The organism is Pantoea sp. Ap-967 (assembly GCF_011752565.1).
In the GTDB taxonomy this organism is placed as follows: domain Bacteria; phylum Pseudomonadota; class Gammaproteobacteria; order Pseudomonadales; family Pseudomonadaceae; genus Aquipseudomonas.
Genome location: NZ_VWXK01000006.1, coordinates 225,072 through 249,259, shown reverse-complemented (window position 1 = coordinate 249,259; position 24,188 = coordinate 225,072). Strand labels below are relative to the sequence as shown.

Annotated in this window: 25 protein-coding genes; 23 read left to right on the top strand and 2 right to left on the bottom strand. The window is 64.1% G+C overall.

Annotated features, from left to right (window positions below; translation table 11 throughout):
• The first annotated feature begins 6 nt into the window (after window positions 1-6).
• Window positions 7-915, top strand: coding sequence for a protein translocase subunit SecF (gene secF, locus F3J45_RS09370; protein WP_167060720.1), 909 nt, complete (start codon window positions 7-9; stop codon window positions 913-915).
• A 119-nt stretch (window positions 916-1,034) separates the two neighbouring features.
• Window positions 1,035-1,577 carry a glycine zipper 2TM domain-containing protein gene (locus F3J45_RS09365; protein ID WP_167060717.1) on the top strand — a complete coding sequence of 181 codons (543 nt, stop codon included), beginning with the start codon at window positions 1,035-1,037 and terminating at the stop codon, window positions 1,575-1,577.
• A 169-nt stretch (window positions 1,578-1,746) separates the two neighbouring features.
• On the opposite strand, the gene suhB is transcribed toward F3J45_RS09365, so the two are convergent.
• Window positions 1,747-2,565 (bottom strand): inositol-phosphate phosphatase, encoded by an 819-nt coding sequence (gene suhB / locus F3J45_RS09360; protein ID WP_152956689.1) that lies wholly within the window; start codon window positions 2,563-2,565, stop codon window positions 1,747-1,749.
• Between the two features lie 151 nt (window positions 2,566-2,716).
• Here suhB and trmJ point away from each other — a divergent pair, with 151 nt between their 5' ends.
• From trmJ to F3J45_RS09255, 21 genes are all read left to right on the top strand, one after another.
• A complete protein-coding gene (trmJ, locus tag F3J45_RS09355; RefSeq protein WP_167060714.1) occupies window positions 2,717-3,487 on the top strand; it encodes a tRNA (cytosine(32)/uridine(32)-2'-O)-methyltransferase TrmJ in 771 nt (256 codons plus the stop codon).
• A gap of 3 nt (window positions 3,488-3,490) precedes the next feature.
• Window positions 3,491-4,279 carry a serine O-acetyltransferase gene (cysE, locus tag F3J45_RS09350; protein ID WP_167060711.1) on the top strand — a complete coding sequence of 263 codons (789 nt, stop codon included), beginning with the start codon at window positions 3,491-3,493 and terminating at the stop codon, window positions 4,277-4,279.
• A gap of 179 nt (window positions 4,280-4,458) precedes the next feature.
• Window positions 4,459-4,950 carry a Fe-S cluster assembly transcriptional regulator IscR gene (iscR, locus tag F3J45_RS09345; RefSeq protein ID WP_008092572.1) on the top strand — a complete coding sequence of 164 codons (492 nt, stop codon included), beginning with the start codon at window positions 4,459-4,461 and terminating at the stop codon, window positions 4,948-4,950.
• Window positions 4,951-4,996: 46 nt separating this feature from the next.
• Window positions 4,997-6,211: an IscS subfamily cysteine desulfurase gene (locus F3J45_RS09340; RefSeq protein ID WP_167060708.1), complete on the top strand. Its 1,215-nt coding sequence runs from the start codon at window positions 4,997-4,999 to the stop codon at window positions 6,209-6,211.
• A 46-nt stretch (window positions 6,212-6,257) separates the two neighbouring features.
• Window positions 6,258-6,644, top strand: a complete 387-nt coding sequence (gene iscU, locus F3J45_RS09335) for a Fe-S cluster assembly scaffold IscU (RefSeq protein ID WP_007929523.1) — start codon at window positions 6,258-6,260, stop codon at window positions 6,642-6,644.
• Window positions 6,645-6,679: 35 nt separating this feature from the next.
• Window positions 6,680-7,003 (top strand): iron-sulfur cluster assembly protein IscA, encoded by a 324-nt coding sequence (gene iscA / locus F3J45_RS09330; protein ID WP_003248536.1) that lies wholly within the window; start codon window positions 6,680-6,682, stop codon window positions 7,001-7,003.
• A gap of 8 nt (window positions 7,004-7,011) precedes the next feature.
• Entirely contained in the window at window positions 7,012-7,533 is a 522-nt protein-coding gene (gene hscB, locus F3J45_RS09325) for a co-chaperone HscB (protein WP_167060705.1), read from the top strand.
• A gap of 42 nt (window positions 7,534-7,575) precedes the next feature.
• Complete coding sequence (gene hscA / locus F3J45_RS09320; RefSeq protein ID WP_167060702.1) at window positions 7,576-9,438, top strand: Fe-S protein assembly chaperone HscA; 1,863 nt, start codon at window positions 7,576-7,578, stop codon at window positions 9,436-9,438.
• 3 nt (window positions 9,439-9,441) lie between these two features.
• Window positions 9,442-9,783: an ISC system 2Fe-2S type ferredoxin gene (gene fdx, locus F3J45_RS09315; protein WP_027913689.1), complete on the top strand. Its 342-nt coding sequence runs from the start codon at window positions 9,442-9,444 to the stop codon at window positions 9,781-9,783.
• A gap of 10 nt (window positions 9,784-9,793) precedes the next feature.
• Window positions 9,794-9,994, top strand: a complete 201-nt coding sequence (iscX, locus tag F3J45_RS09310) for a Fe-S cluster assembly protein IscX (protein ID WP_167060699.1) — start codon at window positions 9,794-9,796, stop codon at window positions 9,992-9,994.
• Between the two features lie 89 nt (window positions 9,995-10,083).
• Window positions 10,084-10,509, top strand: a complete 426-nt coding sequence (ndk, locus tag F3J45_RS09305) for a nucleoside-diphosphate kinase (protein ID WP_023533373.1) — start codon at window positions 10,084-10,086, stop codon at window positions 10,507-10,509.
• 28 nt (window positions 10,510-10,537) lie between these two features.
• Window positions 10,538-11,683, top strand: coding sequence for a 23S rRNA (adenine(2503)-C(2))-methyltransferase RlmN (gene rlmN, locus F3J45_RS09300; protein WP_167060696.1), 1,146 nt, complete (start codon window positions 10,538-10,540; stop codon window positions 11,681-11,683).
• Between the two features lie 11 nt (window positions 11,684-11,694).
• Window positions 11,695-12,456, top strand: coding sequence for a type IV pilus biogenesis/stability protein PilW (pilW, locus tag F3J45_RS09295; RefSeq protein ID WP_167060692.1), 762 nt, complete (start codon window positions 11,695-11,697; stop codon window positions 12,454-12,456).
• Window positions 12,453-13,478, top strand: a complete 1,026-nt coding sequence (locus F3J45_RS09290) for a RodZ domain-containing protein (RefSeq protein ID WP_167060689.1) — start codon at window positions 12,453-12,455, stop codon at window positions 13,476-13,478. Before pilW ends, F3J45_RS09290 begins: the two co-directional genes overlap by 4 nt.
• A 3-nt stretch (window positions 13,479-13,481) precedes the next feature.
• Window positions 13,482-14,591 (top strand): flavodoxin-dependent (E)-4-hydroxy-3-methylbut-2-enyl-diphosphate synthase, encoded by a 1,110-nt coding sequence (gene ispG / locus F3J45_RS09285; protein WP_167060686.1) that lies wholly within the window; start codon window positions 13,482-13,484, stop codon window positions 14,589-14,591.
• 24 nt (window positions 14,592-14,615) lie between these two features.
• Window positions 14,616-15,905, top strand: coding sequence for a histidine--tRNA ligase (gene hisS / locus F3J45_RS09280; RefSeq protein ID WP_167060683.1), 1,290 nt, complete (start codon window positions 14,616-14,618; stop codon window positions 15,903-15,905).
• Between the two features lie 38 nt (window positions 15,906-15,943).
• On the top strand, window positions 15,944-16,585 hold the full coding sequence (locus tag F3J45_RS09275; RefSeq protein ID WP_167060680.1) for a tetratricopeptide repeat protein: 642 nt from the start codon (window positions 15,944-15,946) through the stop codon (window positions 16,583-16,585).
• Window positions 16,586-17,728 (top strand): outer membrane protein assembly factor BamB, encoded by a 1,143-nt coding sequence (bamB, locus tag F3J45_RS09270; protein WP_167060677.1) that lies wholly within the window; start codon window positions 16,586-16,588, stop codon window positions 17,726-17,728.
• Window positions 17,729-17,845: 117 nt separating this feature from the next.
• Window positions 17,846-19,309 (top strand): ribosome biogenesis GTPase Der, encoded by a 1,464-nt coding sequence (der, locus tag F3J45_RS09265; protein ID WP_167060674.1) that lies wholly within the window; start codon window positions 17,846-17,848, stop codon window positions 19,307-19,309.
• A gap of 283 nt (window positions 19,310-19,592) precedes the next feature.
• Window positions 19,593-20,741, top strand: a complete 1,149-nt coding sequence (locus tag F3J45_RS09260; protein ID WP_167060671.1) for a pyridoxal phosphate-dependent aminotransferase — start codon at window positions 19,593-19,595, stop codon at window positions 20,739-20,741.
• A 5-nt stretch (window positions 20,742-20,746) separates the two neighbouring features.
• Complete coding sequence (locus F3J45_RS09255; protein WP_205300455.1) at window positions 20,747-21,520, top strand: amidohydrolase; 774 nt, start codon at window positions 20,747-20,749, stop codon at window positions 21,518-21,520.
• Window positions 21,521-21,598: 78 nt separating this feature from the next.
• Here F3J45_RS09255 and F3J45_RS09250 read toward each other — a convergent pair whose 3' ends face one another.
• On the bottom strand, window positions 21,599-24,151 hold the full coding sequence (locus F3J45_RS09250; RefSeq protein ID WP_205300452.1) for a sulfite reductase flavoprotein subunit alpha: 2,553 nt from the start codon (window positions 24,149-24,151) through the stop codon (window positions 21,599-21,601).
• Window positions 24,152-24,188: the final 37 nt, after the last annotated feature.

Genomic DNA, 24,188 nt, shown 5'->3' with positions numbered 1-24,188 from the left:
GCTGCGATGAAAACCATCAACTTCATGGGCGTGCGCAATGTCGCGTTCGCCATTACCGTGCTCCTCACCGTGCTGGCGTTGTTCAGCTGGTGGCACAAGGGCCTGAACTTCGGCCTGGACTTCACCGGCGGTACGCTGATCGAGCTGACCTACGAACGCCCGGCCGACCTCAAGGCGGTGCGTGCCGAGCTGGTCGACTCCGGCTTCCACGAAGCCGTGGTGCAGAGCTTTGGCGCCACCACCGACCTGCTGGTGCGCATGCCCGGCGATGACCCGCAACTGGGCGCCAAGGTAGGCGCGGCCTTGCAGAAGGCCGGCGGCGACAACCCGGCCACCCTCAAGCGCGTCGAGTTCGTTGGCCCGCAGGTGGGTGAAGAGCTGCGCGACCAGGGCGGCCTCGGCATGCTCCTGGCCCTGGGCGGCATCCTCATCTACCTGGCCTTCCGCTTCCAGTGGAAGTTCGCCGTGGGTGCGATCGTTTCGCTGATCCACGACGTGGTGGTGACCCTGGGTATCCTGTCGTTCTTCCAGATCACCTTCGACCTGACGGTGCTGGCGGCGGTGCTAGCGATCATCGGCTACTCGCTGAACGACACCATCGTCGTGTTCGACCGGGTGCGTGAGAACTTCCGGGTGATGCGCAAGGCCTCGCTGATCGAGAACATCAACGTCTCGACCACCCAGACCCTGCTGCGCACCATTGCCACGTCGGTGTCGACCTTGCTGGCGATTGCCGCGCTGCTGATTTTCGGTGGCGACAACCTGTTCGGCTTCTCCCTGGCGCTGTTCATCGGTGTAATGGCGGGTACCTACTCGTCGATCTACATCGCCAACGTGGTGCTGATCTGGCTGAACCTGAGCAGTGAAGACCTGATTCCGCCGGCGAAAGCCGAGGGTGTGGACGACCGTCCATAAGGGTTTTTCCTACGCCGTTCGGCGACCCGAAAGGCGCGAGTGTTGAACTCGCGCCTTTTTTTTTGCTCCAAGGCTGGGAGAAAGCAGGGTAACCCCTGCGGGTACAACAGGAGGTTCATGTGAACAAATCAATGCTCGTAGGCGCTGTGCTGGGTGCTGTCGGTGTCACTGCCGGAGGTGCTGTTGCCACCTACAGCTTGGTGAACAAGGGGCCTGAATACGCCCAGGTCACCGACGTGCAACCGATCAAGCAACAGGTCAAGACCCCGCGTGAGGTCTGCAAGGATGTCACGGTCACCCGTCAGGCGCCGGTCAAGGACCAGCACCAGATCGCCGGGACCGTGGTCGGTGCCCTGGCCGGTGGCCTGCTGGGCAACCAGATCGGCGGCGGTACTGGCAAGAAGATCGCCACCGTGGCCGGTGCGGTCGGTGGCGGTTATGCGGGTAACAAGGTGCAGGAAGGCATGCAGCAGCGTGACACCTACACCACCACGCAAACCCGCTGCAACACGGTCAACGACATCAGCGAGAAGGTGGTGGGCTATAACGTCAAGTACACCATCGGTGACCAGGTGGGGCAGGTGAAGATGGACCGTGAGCCGGGGTCGACCATTCCGCTGGATAAGAACGGCAAGCTGATGCTTAGCGAAGCGGGCCAGTGAGGTTTCCGGCGCCGCGGGGCGTCGCATCGCGAGCTGTGCTCGCTCCTACCAGTCGTTCGCGCATCCCGTAGGAGCGAGCATAGCTCGCGATGCGCCGCCCAGCGGCGCCAAACCCCAGGCACAAAAAAAGCACCCCGAGGGGTGCTTTTTTCATGCCTGCAATCTGCGCTTAGCGCTTCATGTGCTCTGGCAGGTGCGGCTGGATGGCGGTCAGCACGGCCTTGAAGCACTTGATGTTGCCTGCAACGATGTGGCCCTTGTCGAGGAAGTCGTGGCCACCGTTGAAGTCGCTCACCAGGCCACCGGCTTCCTGGATCAGCAGCACGCCGGCTGCCATGTCCCACTCGGACAGGCCCGACTCCCAGAAGGCGTCGAAGCGGCCAGCGGCCACGTAGGCCAGGTCGAGGCTGGCGGAGCCGGCGCGGCGGATGCCGGCGGTCTGGCCAGTCAGGGCGCGGAACATGCCCAGGTAGTTGTCCATGTCAGCCATCTGGTTGTCACGGAACGGGAAGCCGGTGCCCAGCAGGGCGCCGTCCAGGCTGGTGCGCGAGCTGACGCGCAGGCGACGGCCATTGAGCTGGGCGCCACGGCCACGGCTGGCGGTGAATTCTTCCTGGCGAACCGGGTCGACGATCACGGCGTGCTCAAGGCGGCCACGGTATTTGCAGGCGATGCTGACGGCGAAGTGGGGGATGCCGCGCAGGAAGTTGGTGGTGCCGTCCAGTGGGTCGATGATCCACAGGTAGTCCTTGCCTTCCTCGCCGGTGCCCGCGTGCAGGCCGGTTTCCTCGCCCTGGATGGAGTGGTTCGGGTAGGCCTTGCGCAGGGCGTTGACGATGCTTTGTTCGGCAGCGCGATCTACTTCGGAGACGTAGTCCTTGGCCTCTTTCTCGTCGACCTTGATGGTATCCAGGCGTTCGATGGAGCGGAAAATCAGTTCACTGGCGCTGCGAGCGGCGCGCAGGGCGATATTCAGCATAGGCTGCATGGGCGGGTCACCTGGAGATGTTAAAGAAGAAAGCCGAACATTCTAGCAGAAAAGTTTGGCGGCAGAAGTGTCACATTTGCTTTCATGGCGTTACGCTGGTCGGTTCTGTAAGATCGATAGCCCCCAAACCTGCATCTGAGAGCACAACACCTTGCTGCAAAATATTCGTGTTGTTCTGGTCAATACCAGCCACCCCGGCAACATCGGCGGCGCTGCGCGTGCCATGAAAAACATGGGCTTGTCGCGTCTGGTGCTGGTGCAGCCGAAAGAGTTCCCATGCGCCGAGGCCAGTGCTCGCGCCTCGGGTGCCGACGATATCCTGGCCAGTGCCCAGGTGGTCGGCAGCCTTGAAGAGGCGCTGGTTGGCTGCAACCTGGTCATGGGCACCAGTGCCCGTGAGCGGAGCATCCCCTGGCCGCTGATCGGCCCGCGCGAATGCGGGGCCAAGGCCGTGGAGCACGCCGCTGGTGGTGAAGAAATCGCCCTGGTGTTCGGGCGCGAGCACGCCGGCCTGACCAACGAAGAACTGCAGCGATGTCACTTCCACGTGCACATTCCCTCGAACCCCGGCTTCAGCTCGCTGAACCTTGCCGCCGCTGTCCAGGTGCTCACCTACGAGGTGCGCATGGCGTGGCTGGCGAGCGAAGGCGAAGCCTCGGGGGGCGAAGCGCCCGATGCCAACGCCCAGCGTGGCAGCGAGCTGGCGACCATGGACGAAATGGAGCTGTTCTATGACCACCTGGAGAAAACCCTGGTGGACATCGGCTTCCTCGACCCCGAGAAGCCCCGGCACCTGATGCCGCGCCTGCGCAGGCTGTATGGGCGCAGCTCGGTCGATCGTTCGGAAATGAGCATTTTGCGCGGCATCCTCACCGAGACCCAGAAAGTGGTCCGGGGCGAGCCGCATAAACGGAAGGACTGACAGATGTTCGAGCGTTTGCGTGAAGATATTCAAAGCGTGTTCCACCGTGACCCGGCGGCGCGCAATGCCTTCGAGGTGCTGACCTGCTACCCCGGCATGCACGCCATCTGGCTGCACCGCCTGGGCAATGCCCTGTGGAAGCGCGAGTTCAAGTGGCTGGCGCGGCTGGTGTCGAACTTTGGCCGCTGGATGACCGGTATCGAGATCCACCCAGGTGCCACCATTGGCCGGCGCTTCTTCATCGACCATGGCATGGGCATCGTCATTGGCGAAACCGCCGAGATCGGCGACGACGTCACCTTGTACCAGGGCGTGACCTTGGGTGGCACCAGCTGGAACAAAGGCAAGCGTCACCCAACCCTGGAAAATGGCGTGGTGGTCGGGGCAGGGGCCAAGGTGCTCGGCCCGTTTACCGTCGGCGCCGGCGCCAAGATCGGCTCCAATGCGGTGGTGACCAAGGCGGTGCCGGCCGGCGCCACTGCGGTCGGCATCCCTGGGCGGATCATCGTCAAGAGCAGTGAGGACGATGGCGTCGAGGCCAAGCGCAAGGCCATGGCCGAGAAGATCGGTTTCGATGCCTATGGCGTCAGTGGCGACATGCCAGACCCCGTGGCCCGCGCCATCGGCCAGATGCTCGACCACCTGCAGGCCGTTGACGAGCGCCTGGAGGGCATGTGTGGCGCGCTGACCCGGATGGGCAGCGACTACTGCGCCAAGGAGTTGCCGAAGCTGCCTGAAGACGACTTTGCCGTCGAAACCCAGGCGGCGCAGCGCGACACTCAGTCGCATTGATTGCGCCGCGCTGATGGCGTGCTGACATATGGGGCGTGTGCTCACGCCCCATTGCTGCTACACTCGCGGCCGCTTTCCCACTGCAAACCCGACTAAAGCAGTAGGTCTTATAGTTGACTTAAATGCTCGGGAATCGCATACTCGCACACATCCCGTAACTCCCGTGGTACCCATTAGCCATGCGACTGACTACCAAAGGCCGATACGCCGTCACTGCCATGCTCGACCTGGCATTGCACGCGCAGCATGGGCCGGTGTCTTTGGCCGACATTTCCGAGCGCCAGGGCATTTCCCTCTCTTATCTGGAGCAGCTGTTCGCCAAGCTGCGCCGCAGCAGCCTGGTATCCAGCGTGCGCGGCCCAGGCGGTGGCTACCAGCTGTCGCGGGGTATGGAAACCATCCAGGTGGCCCAGGTCATCGATGCGGTCAACGAATCGGTCGATGCCACCCGTTGCCAGGGCCTCGGGGATTGCCATGCCGGTGACACCTGCCTGACCCACCACCTGTGGTGCGACCTCAGCCAGCAGATTCACGAATTCCTCAGCGGCATCAGCCTGGCCGACCTCGTCATGCGCCGTGAGGTGCAGGAAGTCGCCCAGCGCCAGGACCTGCGGCGTGTCGCAGGCCGTACCGCCCAGCTGGACAAGATTGAGACGTCCGCCGTCGACTGACCGATTAATAGTGACGAGCGACGCCACCGCCTGATAGGAGATACCCATGAAGTTGCCGATCTACCTCGATTACTCCGCTACCACGCCGGTCGACCCACGTGTCGCCCAGAAGATGGCCGACTGCCTGCTGGTCGACGGCAACTTCGGTAACCCGGCCTCGCGCTCCCACGTGTTCGGCTGGAAGGCCGAGGAAGCGGTAGAGAATGGCCGTCGCCAGGTTGCCGAGCTGATCAACGCCGACCCGCGCGAAATCGTCTGGACCAGCGGTGCCACCGAGTCCGACAACCTCGCCCTGAAAGGCGTGGCGCACTTCTATCAGACCAAAGGCAAGCACATCATCACCTCCAAGATCGAGCACAAGGCGGTCCTGGACACCGCTCGCCAGCTGGAGCGTGAAGGTTTCGAAGTCACCTACCTGGAACCGGGCGAAGACGGCATCGTCACCCCGGCTATGGTCGAGGCCGTGCTGCGCGACGACACCATCCTGGTGTCGCTGATGCACGTGAACAACGAAGTAGGCTCGATCAACGACATCGCTGCCATCGGTGAACTGACCCGTTCGCGCGGCGTGCTGTTCCATGTCGACGCTGCCCAGTCGGCCGGCAAGGTGGAAATCGACCTGCAGAAGCTGAAAGTCGACCTGATGTCGTTCTCCGCGCACAAGGTCTACGGCCCTAAAGGCATCGGCGCGCTGTACGTCAGCCGCAAGCCGCGTGTGCGCCTGGAAGCCATCATTCACGGCGGTGGCCATGAGCGCGGCATGCGTTCGGGCACCCTGCCGACCCACCAGATCGTCGGCATGGGCGAAGCCTTCGCCATCGCCAAGCAGGAAATGGCCGCCGAGAACGTGCGCATCAAGGCCCTGAGCGACCGCTTCTTCAAGCAGGTCTCGGACCTTGAAGAGCTGTACGTCAACGGCAGCCAGACTGCCCGCGTGCCGCACAACCTGAACCTGAGCTTCAACTACGTCGAAGGCGAGTCGCTGCTGATGTCCCTGAAGGACATCGCCGTATCGTCCGGTTCGGCCTGCACCTCCGCCTCGCTCGAACCGTCCTACGTGCTGCGTGCACTGGGCCGCAACGACGAGCTGGCGCACAGCTCGATCCGCTTCTCCTTCGGCCGCTTCACCACTGAAGAAGAAGTCGACTACGCCGCGCAGCAAGTCTGCATGGCCGTCAACAAACTGCGTGAGCTGTCGCCGCTGTGGGACATGTACAAAGACGGCGTTGACATCTCCAAGATCGAGTGGGCCGCCCACTAAGCAGTCGCCGGCAAGAGCGGCTCCCTGATGAGGAAGGAATTGCACCATGGCATACAGTGAAAAGGTCATCGACCACTACGAAAACCCACGCAACGTCGGCAAGATGAACGCCGAGGACCCGGACGTCGGGACCGGCATGGTCGGCGCTCCGGCGTGCGGCGACGTGATGCGTCTGCAGATCAAGGTCAACGAGCAAGGCATCATCGAAGACGCCAAGTTCAAGACCTACGGCTGCGGTTCGGCCATCGCTTCCAGCTCCCTGGCCACCGAGTGGATGAAGGGCAAGACCCTGGACGAAGCCGAAACCATCAAGAACACCCAGCTGGCGGAAGAACTGGCCCTACCGCCAGTGAAGATCCACTGCTCGGTACTCGCCGAAGATGCCATCAAGGCAGCCGTTCGCGACTACAAGCAGAAGAAAGGCTTGATCTAAGCCGCCCGTTGCAAGGTAAGAGTCAAGGAGTTCCGATGGCTATCAGCATGACAGAAGCCGCCGCCAACCACATTCGCCGCTCCCTCGACGGGCGCGGCAAGGGTGAGGGCATTCGCCTGGGCGTGCGCACCACCGGCTGCTCGGGCCTGGCCTACGTGCTGGAGTTCGTCGACGAGCTGGCCGATGAGGACCAGGTGTTCGAGAACCACGGCGTGAAGGTGATCATCGATCCCAAGAGCCTGGTGTACCTCGATGGCACCGAGCTGGACTTCGTCAAGGAAGGGTTGAACGAAGGCTTCAAGTTCAACAACCCCAACGTGCGCGGTGAGTGTGGCTGCGGCGAAAGCTTCAACGTTTGAGGCTGGCTGTGGGTACTCCTTGTCATTTCGCCCTGTTTGACCTCCAGCCGAGCTTCCGCCTGGACCTCGACAAGCTGGCCGCTCGCTACCGCGAGCTGGCCCGCGAGGTTCACCCGGACCGCTTCGCCGACGCTTCCGAGCGCGAGCAGCGCGTTGCGCTGGAGAAGTCCGCATCCCTCAACGATGCCTACCAGACCCTGCGCAGCGCACCGCGCCGTGCCCGCTACCTGCTGGCCATCGGTGGCCACGAAGTGCCTCAGGAAGTCACGGTTCACGACCCCGACTTCCTGCTGCAGCAAATGCAGTGGCGCGAAGAGCTCGAAGAGCTGCAGGACGAAGCCGACCTCGATGGCGTGGCCGTGTTCAAGAAGCGCCTGAAGGTTGCCCAGGACCGCCTCAACGAGGACTTCGCTGCCTGCTGGGATGTGCCTGCCGAGCGTGAACAGGCCGAGCGCCTGATGCGCCGCATGCAGTTCCTCGACAAGCTCGCCCAAGAAGTGCGCCAACTCGAAGAGCGCCTCGACGATTAACCCGGTGTCGCCCGTGATGACGCCTAAGGTATTCAGATAAGCATGGCCCTACTGCAGATCGCCGAACCCGGTCAAAGCCCTCAGCCGCACCAGCGCCGCCTGGCGGTGGGGATCGACCTGGGTACCACCAATTCTCTGGTCGCTGCCGTGCGCAGCGGTCGTAGCGAGCCCCTGCCCGATGCGCAGGGTAACGTCATTCTGCCCTCCGCAGTGCGTTACCTGGCGGACCACAACGAGGTCGGCCTGGCGGCGCGCGAAGCCGCGCCACGCGACCCGCTGAACACCGTGCTGTCGGTCAAGCGCCTGATGGGCCGTGGCCTGGCAGACGTCAAGCAGCTCGGCGAGCAGATGCCGTACCGCTTCGTTGGCGGTGAATCGCACATGCCGTTCATCGACACCGTGCAGGGCCCGAAAAGCCCGGTGCAAGTGTCCGCCGACATCCTCAAGGTGCTGCGCGAGCGCGCCGAAGCCACCCTGGGTGGCGAGCTGGTGGGGGCGGTGATCACCGTGCCGGCCTATTTCGACGACGCCCAGCGCCAGGCCACCAAGGACGCTGCGCGCCTGGCCGGCCTGAACGTGCTGCGCCTGCTGAACGAGCCGACTGCCGCTGCCGTGGCCTACGGCCTGGACCAGAATGCCGAAGGCCTGGTGGCCATCTATGACCTGGGTGGCGGCACCTTCGATATTTCCATCCTGCGCCTGACGGCGGGCGTGTTCGAAGTGCTGGCCACCGGTGGCGACACCGCCCTGGGCGGCGATGACTTCGACCACGCGATTGCCGGCTGGATCATCGAGCAGGCCGGTTTGTCCGCCGACCTCGACCCAGCCACCCAGCGCCAGTTGCTGCAGGCCGCCTGCGCAGCCAAGGAAGCCCTCACCGACGCCGACACCGTCAGCGTCAGCCACGGTGCCTGGCAGGGCGAGCTGAGCCGCGCCGCGTTCGAGGCGATGATCGAGCCGCTGATCGCTCGCAGCCTGAAAAGCTGCCGCCGCGCCGTGCGTGACAGCGGCGTGGAGCTTGAAGAAGTCGCTGCCGTGGTGATGGTCGGTGGTTCGACCCGCGTGCCACGTGTGCGTGAAGCCGTGGGCGCGCTGTTTGGCCGCACCCCGCTGACCTCCATCGACCCGGACCAGGTGGTGGCCATCGGCGCCGCCATCCAGGCCGACACCCTGGCCGGCAACCGCCGCGAAGGTGGCGAACTGCTGCTGCTCGATGTCATCCCGCTGTCCCTGGGCCTTGAGACCATGGGCGGGCTGATGGAGAAGGTGATTCCGCGCAACACCACCATTCCGGTGGCCCGCGCCCAGGAGTTCACCACCTACAAGGATGGCCAGTCGGCCATGATGATCCACGTGCTGCAAGGCGAGCGCGAGCTGATCAGCGACTGCCGTTCCCTGGCGCGCTTCGAGCTGCGCGGCATTCCGGCCATGGTGGCGGGCGCTGCGAAAATCCGCGTCACCTTCCAGGTGGATGCCGACGGCCTGCTCAGCGTGGCCGCCCGCGAACTCGGTTCAGGCGTGGAAGCCAGCATTCAGGTCAAGCCGTCCTACGGCCTGACCGATGGCGAGATCGCCCGCATGCTCAAGGACTCCTTCGAGCACGCAGGCTCCGACAAGCAGGCCCGCCAGCTGCGTGAGCACCAGGTGGACGGCGAGCGCCTGCTCGAAGCAGTACAGGGCGCTCTGGACGCCGACGGCGAGCGCCTGCTCAGCAGCGACGAGCGCGACGCCATCGAATTCCAGATGCAAGAACTACGTGATTTGCTGGCCGGCACCGATGGCGCCGCCATCGAGCAACAGACCAAGCGTCTGTCGCAGGTGACCGATGCATTTGCCGCCCGTCGCCTTGATTCGACGGTCAAAGCCGCACTGGCCGGGCGCAACCTGAATGAGATCGAGGAGTAACCGATGCCGCTGGTGACATTCCTGCCGCACGAGAAGTTCTGCCCCGAAGGGCTGACCGTGGAGGTGCCTGCCGGGACCAACATCCTGGAGCTGGCCCACGACCATCACATCGAGATGGAAAGCGCCTGCGGTGGCGTCAAGGCCTGCACCACTTGCCACTGCATCGTGCGCAAGGGCTTCGACTCGCTCGAAGAGGCCGATGAGCTGGAAGAAGACATGCTGGACAAGGCCTGGGGCCTGGAGGCCCAATCGCGCCTCGGTTGCCAGGTGGTGGTGGCGGACCAAGACCTGACCATCGAGATTCCGAAGTATTCGCTCAACCACGCTGCCGAAGCGCCGCACTGAGGTTTGCCTGATGAGCCTGAAATGGATTGATGTACTTGAGATCGCCATCCAGCTTGCAGATAGCAAGCCGGAAGTCGATCCTAGATATGTGAATTTCGTCGATCTGCACCGTTGGGTGCTGGCCTTGCCAGAATTCAGCGACGATCCGTCACGTGGCGGTGAGAAAGTGCTGGAGGCCATCCAGGCGGCCTGGATCGAAGAAGCCGACTAAGCGTGACGCTGCAGGTTAGGCAATCCCCTGGAACCCGCGTATAATTCGCGGGTTTAATTTTTCGTAACACTCATATTCTGGAGTTTTCCATGGCTGTTCAACGTACTTTCTCGATCATCAAGCCTGACGCCGTTGCCAAGAACGTAATCGGCAAGATCACCACCCGCTTCGAAGAAGCTGGCCTGAAAATCGTTGCCTCGAAAATCAAGCAACTGTCCAAAGCCGAAGCCGAAGGCTTCTACGCCGAGCACAGCGAGCGCGGCTTCTTCGGTGACCTGGTTGCCTTCATGACTTCCGGTCCAGTCGTTGTTCAGGTTCTGGAAGGCGAGAACGCCATCGCCAAGAACCGTGAGCTGATGGGCGCTACCAACCCTAAAGAAGCTGCTGCCGGCACCATCCGTGCTGACTTCGCCGAGTCGATCGACGCCAACGCCGTTCACGGTTCGGACTCCGAAGCTGCCGCTGCTCGCGAAATCGCTTACTTCTTCGCTGCTACCGAGGTAACCACTCGCTAAGCGAAAGCTTACGGGTGAGGGTGAATCCATGACGACATCTACTGGCAAAATCAACCTGTTGGGGCTGACCCAGCCGGAAATGGAAAAATTCTTCGACTCGATAGGGGAGAAGCGCTTCCGTGCCGGGCAGGTGATGAAATGGATTCACCATTTTGGCGTGTCCGACTTTGCGGCCATGACCAACGTAGGCAAGGTCTTGCGCGAAAAGCTCGAGGCCGTTGCCGAGATTCGCCCCCCGGAAGTGGTCAGTGAAGACATTTCCGCCGACGGCACCCGCAAGTGGGTGATCCGCGTTGCCTCCGGCAGCTGCGTCGAGACCGTCTACATTCCTACCGACGACCGCGGCACCCTCTGCGTTTCGTCGCAAGCCGGCTGCGCCCTGGACTGCAGTTTCTGCTCCACCGGCAAGCAAGGCTTCAACAGCAACCTCACCGCCGCCGAAGTGATCGGCCAGGTGTGGCTTGCGAACAAATCCTTCGGGACCGTTCCTGCCAAGATCGACCGCGCGATTACCAACGTGGTGATGATGGGCATGGGCGAGCCCCTGCTGAACTTCGACAACGTCATCGCCGCCATGCACATCATGATGGATGACCTGGGCTATGGCATCTCCAAGCGCCGCGTCACCCTGTCCACCTCGGGCGTGGTGCCGATGATCGACGAGCTGGCCAAGCACATCGACGTGTCCCTGGCCCTGTCGCTGCACGCGCCGAACGACGAGCTGCGCAACAAGCTGGTGCCGATCAACAAGAAGTACCCGCTGAAGATGCTGCTCGAATCGTGCATGGGCTACATGTCGACCCTCGGTGGCAAGCGCGTGCTGACCATCGAGTACACCCTGCTCAAGGACGTGAACGACCAGCCCGAACATGCCGCGCAGATGATCGAGCTGCTGCGCGACGTGCCGTGCAAGATCAACCTGATCCCGTTCAACCCGTTCCCGCACTCGGGCTACGAGCGGCCGAGCAACAACGCGATCCGCCGCTTCCAGGACCTGCTGCACCACGGTGGTTTCAACGTTACCACCCGCACCACCCGCGGCGACGACATCGACGCCGCCTGTGGCCAGCTGGTCGGCCAGGTCAATGACCGCACCCGCCGCAGCGAGCGTTACATCGCCGTGCGCCAGCTGTCCGCTGACGCTGAGCTCGCAGACAGCGCCGTGCGCCACTGAGTCCCGGCCCCATGAGCCTGCGCGCCGCGCTGTCGATCCTTGCGCTTTCGCTGCTGGCCGGCTGTGTGTCGGGCGGCGCGGGCGACCCCCTGGCCAGCCGCCAGGGCAGGGCCGACGCAGCGCGGGCCTACACCCAGCTGGGCCTGGGTTATTTGCAACAAGGTTTGACCGAACAGGCCAAGGCGCCACTGGGCAAGGCCCTCGCGCTCAATGCCGCGGATGCCGACGCCCATGCGGCGCTGGCCCTGGTGTTCCAGGCACAAGGCGAGCCGGCGTTGGCCCAGGCGCACTTCGAAAAGGCCCTCGCAGCCCGCCCGGGTGATACGCGAATTCGCAACAACTACGGCAGTTTCCTATATGCTCAGCAACGTTTTGCCGAAGCCGAGCAGATGTTTGGTCTTGCCAGCACCGATACCCTGTATCCTGAACGTTCGCGGGTGTACGAGAACCTGGGCCTGACGGCCCGCAAGCTCGACAACCGCGACCAGGCCCAGGCGTACCTGACCAAGGCCCTGCAACTGAACCCGCGGCAACCCCGGGCGTTGCTGGAAATGGCTGAGTTGTCCTTTGAAAACAGGCATTATGTGCCGGCCCGGGAGTACCACGATCGTTTCAGCCAGTTGAGCGATCACAATGCCCGCAGCCTGCTGCTGGGCAGCCGTCTTGCCCGGGTGTTCGACGAGCAGGGCACCCTGGCCGATAGCGGCCAGCAATTACAACGACTTTATCCCGGTACGCCGGAATATCAGCAATACCTGTCGGAGCAACGATGAAAGCCGCGCATCCCGAAGTAGCAGCAGCGACTGGCCAGAACCCCGGCGAGCTGTTGCGCCAGGCCCGCGAGAAACGCGAGTGGTCGCAAGCCGAGGTGGCCCGCAAGCTCAACCTCACCGTAAGTTCGCTGAACCACGTGGAAACCGGCGCCTTCGACAAGCTGCCAGGGCATACCTTCGCCCGTGGCTATATCCGTGCCTATGCCAAGCTGATGGACATGGACCAGGCGCCACTGGTCGAGGCCTTCGACCAATACACCGGTACCCACGCCAAGGGCAGCGAAGTGCATTCGCTGGGCCGTATCGAAGAGCCGGTGCGCCTGTCGCACAACATCATGCGTGGCGTCACCCTGTTGCTGCTGGTGGCCGTGGTGGGCGGCAGCTTCATCTGGTGGCAGGACCAGGGCAGCCTCAAGGGCAAGGACCTGGCGAAGATGGCCCTGGAGCACGTGGAAGTCGAAAGTGCCGACGGCACCACCCAAATTCACCCGCTGGACGAGCCTGAAGACCAGGCCGTGACCGCGGGCCAACAGCCGGAAAGCGCACCGCTGCCGTTGGAGCAGGCGCAGGCGAGCGCCGCTGCCAGCAGCGAAACCGCGCCGGCTGCCACTGCCGCCGCGCCAACCCCGGCGCCGGCACAAGCCCCGGCAACCGCCCCCCAGGCCCATGGCGCAACCACCACCCCGGCGCCCGCCGCCCCGGTAGTACCTGCAGCGCCAGTGGCCAGCGTGCCAGCCGTTGCCGCCGCCGAGCCTGCCGCCCCCGTGGCCGTGCCGGCCGGCAGCGCCAAGGTTGCCATTCAATTCACCGCCGATTGCTGGACCCAGGTGTCCGACGGCAACGGCAAGGTGCTGTTCAGCGCCATCAAGCGCAAGGGCGACAGCCTGGAGCTGACTGGCAAGCCGCCGTTCGCGGTACGCCTGGGCTTTGCCCGGGGCGCCCAGGTCAGCTACAACGGCCAGGCCGTCGATGTTGCCCCGTTCACCAGTGGCGAAACCGCTCGCCTGAAGTTGGGACAGTAAGTCATGCACGGCGAATCTCCGATCAAACGTCGCGAATCCCGCAAAATCTGGGTCGGCAATGTGCCGGTGGGTGGTGATGCCCCCATCGCGGTGCAGAGCATGACCAACACCGACACCAACGACGTGATGGCCACCGTGGCGCAAATCCAGCGCCTGGTCGATGCCGGCGTCGACATCGTGCGTGTTTCGGTACCAGACATGGACGCCGCCGAGGCATTCGGCAAGATCAAGCAACTGGTCAGCGTGCCGCTGGTTGCCGACATCCACTTCGACTACAAGATCGCCCTGCGCGTGGCTGAACTTGGCGTCGACTGCCTGCGTATCAACCCAGGCAACATCGGCCGTGAAGACCGCGTGCGCGCGGTGGTCGACGCCGCCCGCGACCGCGGCATCCCGATTCGCATCGGGGTCAACGCAGGCTCGCTGGAAAAAGACCTGCAGAAGAAATACGGCGAGCCAACCCCGGCCGCCCTGGTCGAGTCGGCCCTGCGCCATGTGGAGCACCTTGACCGCCTGAACTTCCAGGACTTCAAGGTCAGCGTCAAGGCCTCGGACGTGTTCATGGCCGTCGAAGCCTACCGCCTGCTGGCCAAGCAGATCATCCAGCCGCTGCACCTTGGCATCACCGAAGCCGGTGGCCTGCGCTCGGGAACGGTGAAATCCGCCGTCGGCCTCGGTATGCTGCTGGCCGAGGGCATTGGCGATACCATTCGTATCTCGCTGGCGGCCGACCCGGTCGAGGAAGTGAAGGTCGGCTACGACATTCTCAAGTCCTTGCACCTGCGTTCGCGTGGCATCAACTTCATCGCCTGCCCAAGCTGCTCGCGGCAGAACTTCGATGTGGTCAAGACCATGAACGAGCTGGAAGGGCGCCTGGAAGACCTGCTGGTGCCGCTGGACGTGGCGGTGATCGGTTGCGTGGTCAACGGTCCTGGCGAAGCCAAGGAAGCCCACGTGGGCCTGACCGGTGGCACGCCGAACCTGATCTACATCGACGGCAAGCCTGCGCAGAAACTGACCAATGACAACCTGGTCGATGAGCTGGAAAAGCTCATCCGCCAGAAAGCGGCCGAAAAGGTCGAGGCTGACGCGGCGCTGATCGCCCGCAGCTGACACACAGATTCGAAAGGACTTTTCGTGAGCAAATCGCTGCAAGCCATCCGTGGCATGAACGACATCCTGCCAGAGCAGTCGCCGCTGTGGCGCTACTTCGAAGGCACCGTGGCCGGCCTGCTGGATACCTACGGGTACAGCCAGATCCGCACGCCGATCGTCGAGTTCACCGAGCTGTTCAAGCGCTCCATCGGCGAAGTCACCGACATCGTCGAAAAAGAGATGTACACCTTCGAGGACCGCAACGGCGATTCGCTGACCCTGCGCCCTGAAGGCACCGCCGCCTGCGTGCGCGCCGTGCTCGAACATGGCATCACCGGCAATGGCCAGGTGCAGAAGCTGTGGTACATCGGCCAGATGTTCCGCCACGAGCGCCCACAGAAAGGCCGCTACCGCCAGTTCCACCAGATCGGCGTGGAAGTGTTCAACCTCGACGGCCCGGACATCGACGCCGAGCTGATCATGCTGACCTGGCGCCTGTGGGGCCTGCTGGGCATCCAGGACGCGGTCAAGCTGGAACTCAACAGCCTGGGCACCAGCGAAGCCCGTGCCCGCTACCGTGACGCGCTGGTCGAATTCCTGTCGGCGCGCCTGGAACAGCTGGACGAAGACAGCCAGCGCCGCTTGAAGAGCAACCCGCTGCGCATTCTCGACAGCAAGGACCAGAACACCCAGGCGGTGCTGGTTGGCGCACCGAAGCTCGAAGAGTACCTGGACGAAGAATCCCGCGTGCACTTCGAGGGCCTGAAGGCTCGCCTGGAGGCTGCTGGCATTCCGTTCGTGATCAACACCAAGCTGGTGCGTGGCCTGGACTACTACAGCAAGACCGTGTTCGAGTGGGTCACCGACAAGCTCGGCGCCCAGGGCACCGTCTGCGCCGGTGGCCGCTACGATGGCCTGGTCGAGCAGATGGGCGGCAAGCCCACCACTGGCGTCGGCTTCGCCATGGGCATCGAGCGCCTGATCCTGCTGCTGGAAACCCTCGGCAAGGTGCCTGAGGCCATCAACCGCACCATCGACGTCTACCTGTGCGCCTTCGGCGAGCAGGCGGAGCTGGCCGGCCTGCGCCTTTCGGAAAGCCTGCGTGACCGCTTGCCGGGCCTGCGCCTGGCGGTCAATGCCGGTGGCGGCAGCTTCAAGAGCCAGTTCAAGAAGGCCGACAAGAGCGGCGCGCTGTTCGCCCTGATTCTCGGCGACGACGAGCTGGCCAAGCAGGAAATTGGCCTCAAGCCCCTGCGTGGCCAGGGCGAACAACAGAACATTGCCTGGGATGCTCTGGCTGAGCACCTGGAAACCGCGATCGCCCAGGCGTAACGCGGTTCAACAACGAATAGGCGAAAAGGAGTATTGGGGTGTCGAGTACCGATGATGATGAACTGGCAGGCGTAAAGGACTGGTGGAACCGCAACGGCAAGCCGCTGCTCACCGGTGCCCTGCTGGCCGGTGTGGTGGTGCTGGGCTGGAACACCTGGCACAAGTACCAGAGCAACCAGTCGCAAGGCGCCTCGCAGCTGTACCAGGCGTTGCTGGAAACCAGCCTGACGCCGAACGGCCAGCCTGACGCAACCAAGGTTGCGGAACTGGCCGGCAAGCTCAAGAGCGAGTTCGGCGGCACCGCCTATGCCCAATACGGCAGCCTGTTCGTGGCCAAGGTCGCGGTCGAGAGCGGCAAGCTCGACGACGCCGCTGCCGAGCTCAAGAGCGTGCTGGACAAGCCGGCCGACGTCACCCTGGGCGAGATCTCGCGCCAGCGCCTGGCGCGCGTGCTCGCCGCCCAGGACAAGGCCGAAGATGCCCTGAAGCTGCTCGACGGTGACGCCGACAAAGCCTTCCTGGCCAGCCGTGAGGAATTGAAGGGCGACCTGCTGGTGCAGCTGGGCCGCGCCGACGATGCCCACAGTGCCTACGAAAAAGCCAAGGCCGCGCTGTCTGACGAAGCAGCGGTCGGTGGCCTGCAACTGAAGCTGGATGACCTGGCCAAAGGGGATGCGTAAGTGATCGGTTGGAAACATGCAGCAGTGCTGACCCTGGCCGTATTGGCCGCAGGTTGCAGCAGCAACAGCAAGAAGGAACTGCCTCCGGCCGAGCTGACCAAGTTCACCGAGGAAGTGGTGCTGAAGAAGCAGTGGAGCCGTTCGATCGGTGACGGCCAGGGTGAAACCTACAACACCCTGGTGCCGGCCATCGAGAACGACCGCATCTACGCCTCCGACGTCAACGGCGAAGTCTTCGCCCTCGACCGCATCACCGGTGACGTGGTGTGGAAGAAGGACCTGGAGCTGCCGGTTTCCGGCGCTGTCGGCGTGGGCTACGGCCTGGTGATGCTCGGCACCCTCAAGGGTGAAGTGGTCGCCCTGGACTCCAGCACCGGTGAGGAGCGTTGGCGCTCGCGCGTGACCAGCGAAGTGCTGGCCCCGCCGGCCAACAACGGTGACGTTGTGGTGGTGCAAACCCAGGACGACCGCCTGATCGGCCTCGACGCCGCCACCGGCAACCGCCGCTGGATCTACGAAAACACCCCGGCCGTGCTGACCCTGCGTGGCACCGGCGCGCCAATCGCCACCAACCGCCTGGCCGTCGCCGGCCTGTCCACCGGCAAGGTGGTGGCGGTGGACATCAACAACGGCGTGCCCGTGTGGGAGAGCCGCGTGGCCATCCCGCAGGGCCGTTCCGAGCTGGACCGCGTGGTCGACATCGACGGCGGCCTGCTGCTGTCCGGTGGTACCCTGTACGTCAGCACCTACCAGGGCCGCGTCGCGGGCCTGGACCTGGAAAGCGGCCGCGTGCTGTGGCAGCGTGATGCCTCCAGCTACGTGGGTGTCGCCCAGGGCTTTGGCAACGTCTACGTCAGTGAAGCGTCGGGCAGTGTCGAAGGTGTCGACGAGCGCTCTTCCAGCGCCCTGTGGACCAACGACTCGATGGCCCGCCGCCAGCTGACCGCCCCCGAGGTGTTCTCCAGCTACGTGGCCGTGGGTGACTTCGAGGGTTACCTGCACCTGCTGAGCCAGGTCGATGGCCGCTTCGTCGGCCGTGAGCGTATCGACAGCGATGGCCTGCGCGCCCGCCCACTTGTGGTCGGCGACACCATCTACGTCTTTGGCAACAGCGGCAAGCTCGAGGCACTGACCATCCGCTGAAGCTATGCTTGAAGCCTTGGCGGGCTTCAGGCCGCGGCGTAGGACACGCCGCCCGAACTCCGGCCGCTGCCTTGCAGCGGCCTTTGCATTTTCAAGAATTCAAGAGTGGAGAGCCGCATGGTTCCCGTAATCGCCCTGGTGGGACGGCCGAACGTCGGCAAATCCACCATGTTCAACCGCCTGACCAAAACCCGCGATGCCATCGTCGGTGACCTGTCGGGCCTGACCCGTGACCGCCAGTATGGTGATGCCAGCTGGCAGGGTCGTTCCTTCATCCTGATCGACACCGGCGGTATCACCGGTGACGAAGTGGGCATGGACGAGAAGATGGCCGAGCAGTCGCTGATGGCCATCGAGGAAGCCGACTACGTCCTGTTCCTGGTGGACGCCCGCGCCGGCATGACCGCCGCCGACCAAATGATTGCCGAGCACCTGCGCAAGCGCAACAAGGCAGCCATCCTGGTGGCCAACAAGATCGACAACATCGATGCCGATGTCGCCCGCGCCGAGTTCTCCCCGCTGGGCATGGGCAACGCCATTCCGGTGGCCGGCTCCCAGGGCCGTGGCATCAACGCGCTGATGGAATCGGTACTTGGCCACATCCCGCGTGACGCGGTGGAAGAGGCGCTGGACGCCGAAGTCGCCGAAGGCGAGGAAGCGGTTCGTATCCCTGGCCCGAGCGAGAAGGATGGCATCAAGATCGCCATCATCGGCCGCCCGAACGTGGGCAAGTCGACCCTGGTCAACCGCATGCTCGGCGAAGAGCGCGTGGTGGTCTACGACCAGCCGGGCACCACCCGCGACAGTATCTACATCCCGTTCGAGCGTGATGGCGAGAAGTACACCTTCATCGACACCGCCGGCGTGCGCAAGCGCGGCAAGATCCACGAGGAAGTCGAGAAGTTCTCGGTGGTGAAGACCCTGCAGGCGATCAAGGACGCCAACGTGGTGATCTTCGTCATGGACGCCCGCGAAGGTGTGGTGGACCACGACCTCAACCTGCTGGGCTTCGCCCTGGACGCTGGCCGCGCCATTGTCATCGCCCTGAACAAGTGGGATGGCATGGAGTCGGGCGAGCGTGACTACGTGAAGACCGAGCTGGAGCGCCGGCTGTTCTTCGTCGACTTCGCCGACATCCACTTCATTTCCGCCTTGCACGGCACTGGCGTGGGCCACCTGTACAAGTCGGTGCAGGCCGCGTTCAAGTCGGCGGTGACCCGCTGGCCAACCAGCCGCCTGACGCAGATCCTCGAAGACGCCGTGAGCGAGCACCAGCCGCCGCTGGTCAATGGTCGCCGCATCAAGCTGCGCTATGCCCACCTGGGCGGTGCCAACCCGCCGCTGATCGTGATTCACGGCAACCAGACCGACAAGATGCCGAGGTCTTACTCGCGTTACCTGGAGAACACCTACCGCCGTGTGCTGAAGCTGGTCGGTACGCCGATCCGCATCGAGTACAAGGGCGGTGAGAACCCGTTCGAGGGCAAGAAAAACACCCTCACCGATCGCCAGGTCAACAAGAAACGCCGCTTGATGTCGCACCACAAGAAGGCCGAGAAGAAGCGCCGCGACAAGCGCTAAACAACCTTCAAAAGCGGGCGCAATCCCTGTAGGAGCGAGCCTTGCTCGCGATGGGCTGCAACGCAGCCCCGGCAATATCGGCTGCGAAGCTGAGAACCTGGGGCCGCTGCGCGACCCATCGCGAGCAACGCTCGCTCCTACCCTGCCGAGCAAGGCCGTTGCTCTTGCAATGGGCTGTTGATCCAGCGCAATCCCCCTATTGTTTCAACCTTTTTCCTGACTGCTCGATCCGCTATGCTCGGACTCTACCCCGTGCCGGATACACCCCAGGAAAGAGGGCTCCATGATCCGCAGCAAACTGCCGAATGTCGGCACGACCATCTTCACCACCATGTCCCAGCTCGCCGTGCAAACCGGCGCGCTCAACCTGTCCCAGGGTTTCCCCGACTTCAACGGCCCCCAGGCCCTGCTCGATGCAGTGGGCCGGCACGTGGCCGCCGGGCATAACCAGTATTCGCCAATGACCGGCCTGCCAGCCCTGCGCCAGCAAGTGGCGGCCAAGGTAGCGCGGCTGTATGGCGCGCAGGTGGATGCCGACCAGGAGGTGACCATCACCCCCGGTGCCACCGAGGCGATCTTCTGTGCGATTCAGGCGGTGATCCACGCGGGTGACGAAGTGATCGTCTTCGACCCGTGCTACGACAGCTACGAACCTTCCGTGGAACTGGCCGGCGGCCGCTGCGTGCATGTGCAGTTGAGCGACGGCGATTTCCGCATCGACTGGCAGAAGTTCAGCGATGCCCTGAGCCCGCGTACACGCATGGTGATCCTCAACTCGCCGCACAACCCAAGCGGCGCGCTGATCACCCGCGACGACCTCGACCAGCTCGCACGGTTGATTGCCGACCGGGATATCTACCTGGTCAGCGACGAGGTGTATGAGCACCTGGTGTACGACGGCGTGCGCCACGCCAGCGTGCTGGCCCACGAGCAGCTGTATTCGCGCGCCTTCGTGGTCAGTTCGTTCGGCAAGACCTACCACGTCACCGGTTGGAAAACCGGCTACGTGATCGCACCGCCTGCCCTGAGCGCCGAGCTGCGCAAGGTGCACCAGTACGTCAACTTCTGTGGTGTTACGCCCCTGCAATGTGCCCTGGCCGATTTCATGGCCGAGCATCCCGAGCACATCGATGAGTTGCCGGGCTTCTACCAGGCCAAGCGTGACCTGTTCTGCGACCTGCTCGAAGGGTCGCGCTTGCGCTTCACGCGCACCGCAGGCACCTACTTCCAGCTGGTGGACTATTCGCAGATTCGCCCGGACCTGAACGACGTCGACATGGCCCTGTGGCTCACCCGCGAGCACGGCGTGGCCAGCATTCCGGTGTCGGTGTTCTACCAGCAGCCCATTCCCGAGCAACGCCTGGTCCGCCTGTGCTTTGCCAAACGAGAGGAGACGCTGCGCCAGGCAGCGGAAAAACTATGCGCGATCTGAGTACCCTGCCCAACCTGCATGTCGCCCTGGTGCAGACCACCCTGGCCTGGCATGACCGCGAGGCCAACTACGCGCATTTCGAGGTGTTGCTGGACCAAGCCCGCGGGGCTGATTTGGTGATCCTGCCGGAAATGTTCACCACCGGGTTCTCGATGCAGTCGGAAAGCCTCTGCGAACCTGAGAACGGCCCGACCTACAAGTGGCTCAAGGCCCAGGCCAAGCGTATCGATGCGGTGGTAACCGGCAGCGTAATTATCCAGGCCGCCGATGGCAGCCACCGCAACCGCCTGCTGTGGGCGCGGCCCGATGGCGAGATCCTGCACTACGACAAGCGCCACCTGTTCCGCATGGCCGGTGAGCACAAGCACTACACCCCGGGCGAACGCCAGGTGCAGTTCGAGATCAAGGGTTGGCGGGTGCGCCCGTTGATCTGCTACGACCTGCGCTTCCCGGTGTGGAGCCGTGATGCCCAGGACACCGACCTGTTGCTGTACACCGCCAACTGGCCGGCAGCGCGCCGCCAGCACTGGAACCGGCTGCTGCCGGCGCGGGGCATCGAGAACCTGTGCTATGTGGCGGCGGTGAACCGGGTGGGGACGGACGGCAAGGGCTTTGCCTATTCCGGGGACAGCCAGGTGCTGGACTTCCAGGGCGAGAGCCTGCTCAGTGCAGGGGAGGCCGATGGGGTGTTCACGGCGGTGTTGAGCGCGGCGGAACTGGCGGCGTACCGCACCAAGTTTCCGGCCAACCTGGATGCCGATACCTTCGAGTTGCACTAAACCCGGCTCGGCCTCTTCGCGGGTGTAGGAGCGGGCTTGCCCCGCGAAAGGGCCGGCCCTGCTTAAATCAAACTCGAATCAATACACATCCCGCCGATACCGCCCATCCTCGATCAACTGCTGCACGGCGTCTTCCCCCAGCAACCCATTGAGCGCCGCATCCACGCCAGCCGCCATGCCTTGCAGGCTGCCGCAGACATACACACAGGCCCCGTCGGCAACCCAGCGTTTGAATTCCTCGCCGTGCTGCAGCAACACATCCTGCACATACACCTTCTCGGCCTGATCCCGTGAGAAGGCCAGGTCCAGCCGCGCCAGGTCACCCCGCTCGATCCACGCCTGCAGCTCCTGGCCACACAGCAGGTCATGGGCTCGATTGCGCTCGCCAAACAGCAGCCAGTTACGCTGCTCGCCGGCATTCACCCGCGCGCGAATCAGGCTACGGAGGCCGGCCAGGCCCGTGCCGTTGCCGATCAGGATCATCGGCGCTGCGCTGTCTGGCAGGTGGAAGCTGCTGTTGCGGCGCAGGCGCAGGTTCAAAGTGCCGTTGAGCGGCAGGTACTCGGTGAGCCAGCCAGAGCCCAGGCCCAGGTGGCCATCGGCGTGGCGCTCCTGGCGCACGATCAGCTCCAGCACGCCATCGCTGGCGATCGAGGCGATCGAATATTCGCGGCTGCCGATCGGCACCAGGGCATCCACCAGGGCCTGGGGCTGCAGGCCGATCAGGTGATCGCGGCGGGTTGGCAACTGGCGGCCGGCCAGGGCCTGGCCAAGGGATTCGGCAAGGCCTTCGACCTGCACCTTGGCATTCACATCCAGCGCCATGCCGTTGAGGAAGGCGTCGATCCGTGGCTGGCCATTGAGCGGCAGGGCCTCCACCAGGTCCCCGGCCTCCCAGCTGGCAGGCGCCTGCGGGCACAGGCCAAGCAAGTACACCGGTTGGCCCTGGCTGCCAGGGTTCAACAGCTCGCGGCGCACGAGGGTCCAGTTGCCGTAGCTTGGCGGCTGCCAGGCCGCTACCGGCTGGGCGCCGGTCAGTTGCGCCAGTTCCTGCTGCCATTGTTGCAGGGCGGCCGGGTCGGCGTTGTCCACTTCCACCGGGCTGAACGCCGTGCTGGCGCCGCGCTCGCCAAGCCAGGCCTGCAGGCGCCGGGCGAAGCCGCAGAAGTGCGGGTACTGGCGGTCGCCCAGGGCGAGCAGGGCGTAGTCGAGGTGGTTCAGTGCCCACGGTTGGCCAAGCACCTTGCGTTCGAAACCACGAGCGCTGTCGGGGGCTTCGCCATCGCCAAAGGTGCTGACCACGAACAACGCACGGCGAGCCTGGCGCAGCTCGTGCTCACCCAGTTCGGCCAGGGCGCGGACCTGCACCGGCACGCCGGCGGCCTGCAACTGGCCGGCACTCTGCCAGGCCAGCTGCTCGGCCAGGCCGCTTTGGCTGGCGAAGCCGATCAGCCAGCTGTCGCCGCCGGCCTTGGCGCTGGCCACGTTGCCACGGGCAGCACGCACCTGGCGCTTCTTACGGCGGCGGTCGAGGTACAGCAGCCAGCCGGTGACGAAGAACAGCGGCATGGTCAGGCTGGCGACGGTGACGATGATGCGCCCCGGCAGGCCGAAATATTCGCCCACGTGCAGGGCGTACACGCTTTGCAGCAGCTGCGCCTTGAAGGACTTGTCGGTGTAGCGGTCATGGCTTTTCACCTGGCCGGTGGCCGGGTCCAGCACCAGGGTGTTGAAGGCGCGCGGGTGGGCTGCGTCTTCCTGCAGGTAGAACAGGTTGGCCGGCTGGCCGCCTGCCGGTGGCAGGCGCAGGTTGTAGGCGGCAAGGTTCGGGCCTGCGGCGTTCTTGAGGCTGGCCCAGATGGCGTCGTAGTCCACCACCAGCGCCGGGGCATTCTTGTCGGCCTGGGGCGGGCCGTGGCGGCCGCGGCCTTCACCGCGTTTCTGTTGCTGCCCGGCCGCAGGTTCGTCGGCCAGCAGTTTGTTCAGGCCGGCGCGGTACCACTCGTAGGACCAGAACAGCCCGGTAAGGGCGAACAGCAGGTAGAACAGCAGGCACCAGGTGCCGGCCACGGCGTGCAGGTCCCAGTTGAAGGCGCGGCCTTTCTTGGCCCAGTCGAGGGTCAGCCAGGTGCGCCAGTTCAGGGCCTTGCGCGGCCAGCGCAGGTACAGGCCAGAGAGGCAGAAGAACACCAGCATCAGGGTACAGGCGCCGGTGATCTGCCGCCCGGTGTCGCCGATGGCAAGGAAGCGGTGCAGGTTGAGCATCAGGTTGAAGAAGCCTTGCCCGCTGGCCTCGCCCTTGAGCGCGCCGGTGTACGGGTCGGCGTAGCGCAGCTCGCCACGGCGTTCACCGGGTGGTGGGGTGAAGAAGATGCGTGCGGCATTGCCTTCGCGTACATCCACCCACAGCATCGACACCTTCTCGCCTTGCTCGGCTTCTACCCGGCGTACCAGTTCGGCAGGGGGCAGCACGCCTTCGGCGCGCACCTCGACCTTGAGCACGTCGGCGTTGAACGCACGCAGCAGCTCTTCCTGGAACGAGTACAGGGCGCCGGTAATGCCCATCAAGGCCAGCACCAGGCCAGCGGTGATGCCAAAGAACCAGTGCAATTGGAACAGCGTCTTCTTCACCACATCTCTCACCTTGTAAACCGCCGCGTCCTGCGCG

Excerpts from the sequence above, each read along its gene's own strand:
- secF (WP_167060720.1), top strand. The coding sequence starts at position 7 with ATGAAAACCATCAACTTCATGGGCGTGCGCAATGTCGCGTTCGCCATT.
- suhB (WP_152956689.1), bottom strand. The coding sequence starts at position 2,565 with ATGCAGCCTATGCTGAATATCGCCCTGCGCGCCGCTCGCAGCGCCAGT.
- cysE (WP_167060711.1), top strand. The coding sequence starts at position 3,491 with ATGTTCGAGCGTTTGCGTGAAGATATTCAAAGCGTGTTCCACCGTGAC.
- iscR (WP_008092572.1), top strand. The coding sequence starts at position 4,459 with ATGCGACTGACTACCAAAGGCCGATACGCCGTCACTGCCATGCTCGAC.
- F3J45_RS09340 (WP_167060708.1), top strand. The coding sequence starts at position 4,997 with ATGAAGTTGCCGATCTACCTCGATTACTCCGCTACCACGCCGGTCGAC.
- iscU (WP_007929523.1), top strand. The coding sequence starts at position 6,258 with ATGGCATACAGTGAAAAGGTCATCGACCACTACGAAAACCCACGCAAC.
- iscA (WP_003248536.1), top strand. The coding sequence starts at position 6,680 with ATGGCTATCAGCATGACAGAAGCCGCCGCCAACCACATTCGCCGCTCC.
- hscA (WP_167060702.1), top strand. The coding sequence starts at position 7,576 with ATGGCCCTACTGCAGATCGCCGAACCCGGTCAAAGCCCTCAGCCGCAC.
- fdx (WP_027913689.1), top strand. The coding sequence starts at position 9,442 with ATGCCGCTGGTGACATTCCTGCCGCACGAGAAGTTCTGCCCCGAAGGG.
- iscX (WP_167060699.1), top strand. The coding sequence starts at position 9,794 with ATGAGCCTGAAATGGATTGATGTACTTGAGATCGCCATCCAGCTTGCA.
- ndk (WP_023533373.1), top strand. The coding sequence starts at position 10,084 with ATGGCTGTTCAACGTACTTTCTCGATCATCAAGCCTGACGCCGTTGCC.
- rlmN (WP_167060696.1), top strand. The coding sequence starts at position 10,538 with ATGACGACATCTACTGGCAAAATCAACCTGTTGGGGCTGACCCAGCCG.
- pilW (WP_167060692.1), top strand. The coding sequence starts at position 11,695 with ATGAGCCTGCGCGCCGCGCTGTCGATCCTTGCGCTTTCGCTGCTGGCC.
- F3J45_RS09290 (WP_167060689.1), top strand. The coding sequence starts at position 12,453 with ATGAAAGCCGCGCATCCCGAAGTAGCAGCAGCGACTGGCCAGAACCCC.
- ispG (WP_167060686.1), top strand. The coding sequence starts at position 13,482 with ATGCACGGCGAATCTCCGATCAAACGTCGCGAATCCCGCAAAATCTGG.
- der (WP_167060674.1), top strand. The coding sequence starts at position 17,846 with ATGGTTCCCGTAATCGCCCTGGTGGGACGGCCGAACGTCGGCAAATCC.
- F3J45_RS09260 (WP_167060671.1), top strand. The coding sequence starts at position 19,593 with ATGATCCGCAGCAAACTGCCGAATGTCGGCACGACCATCTTCACCACC.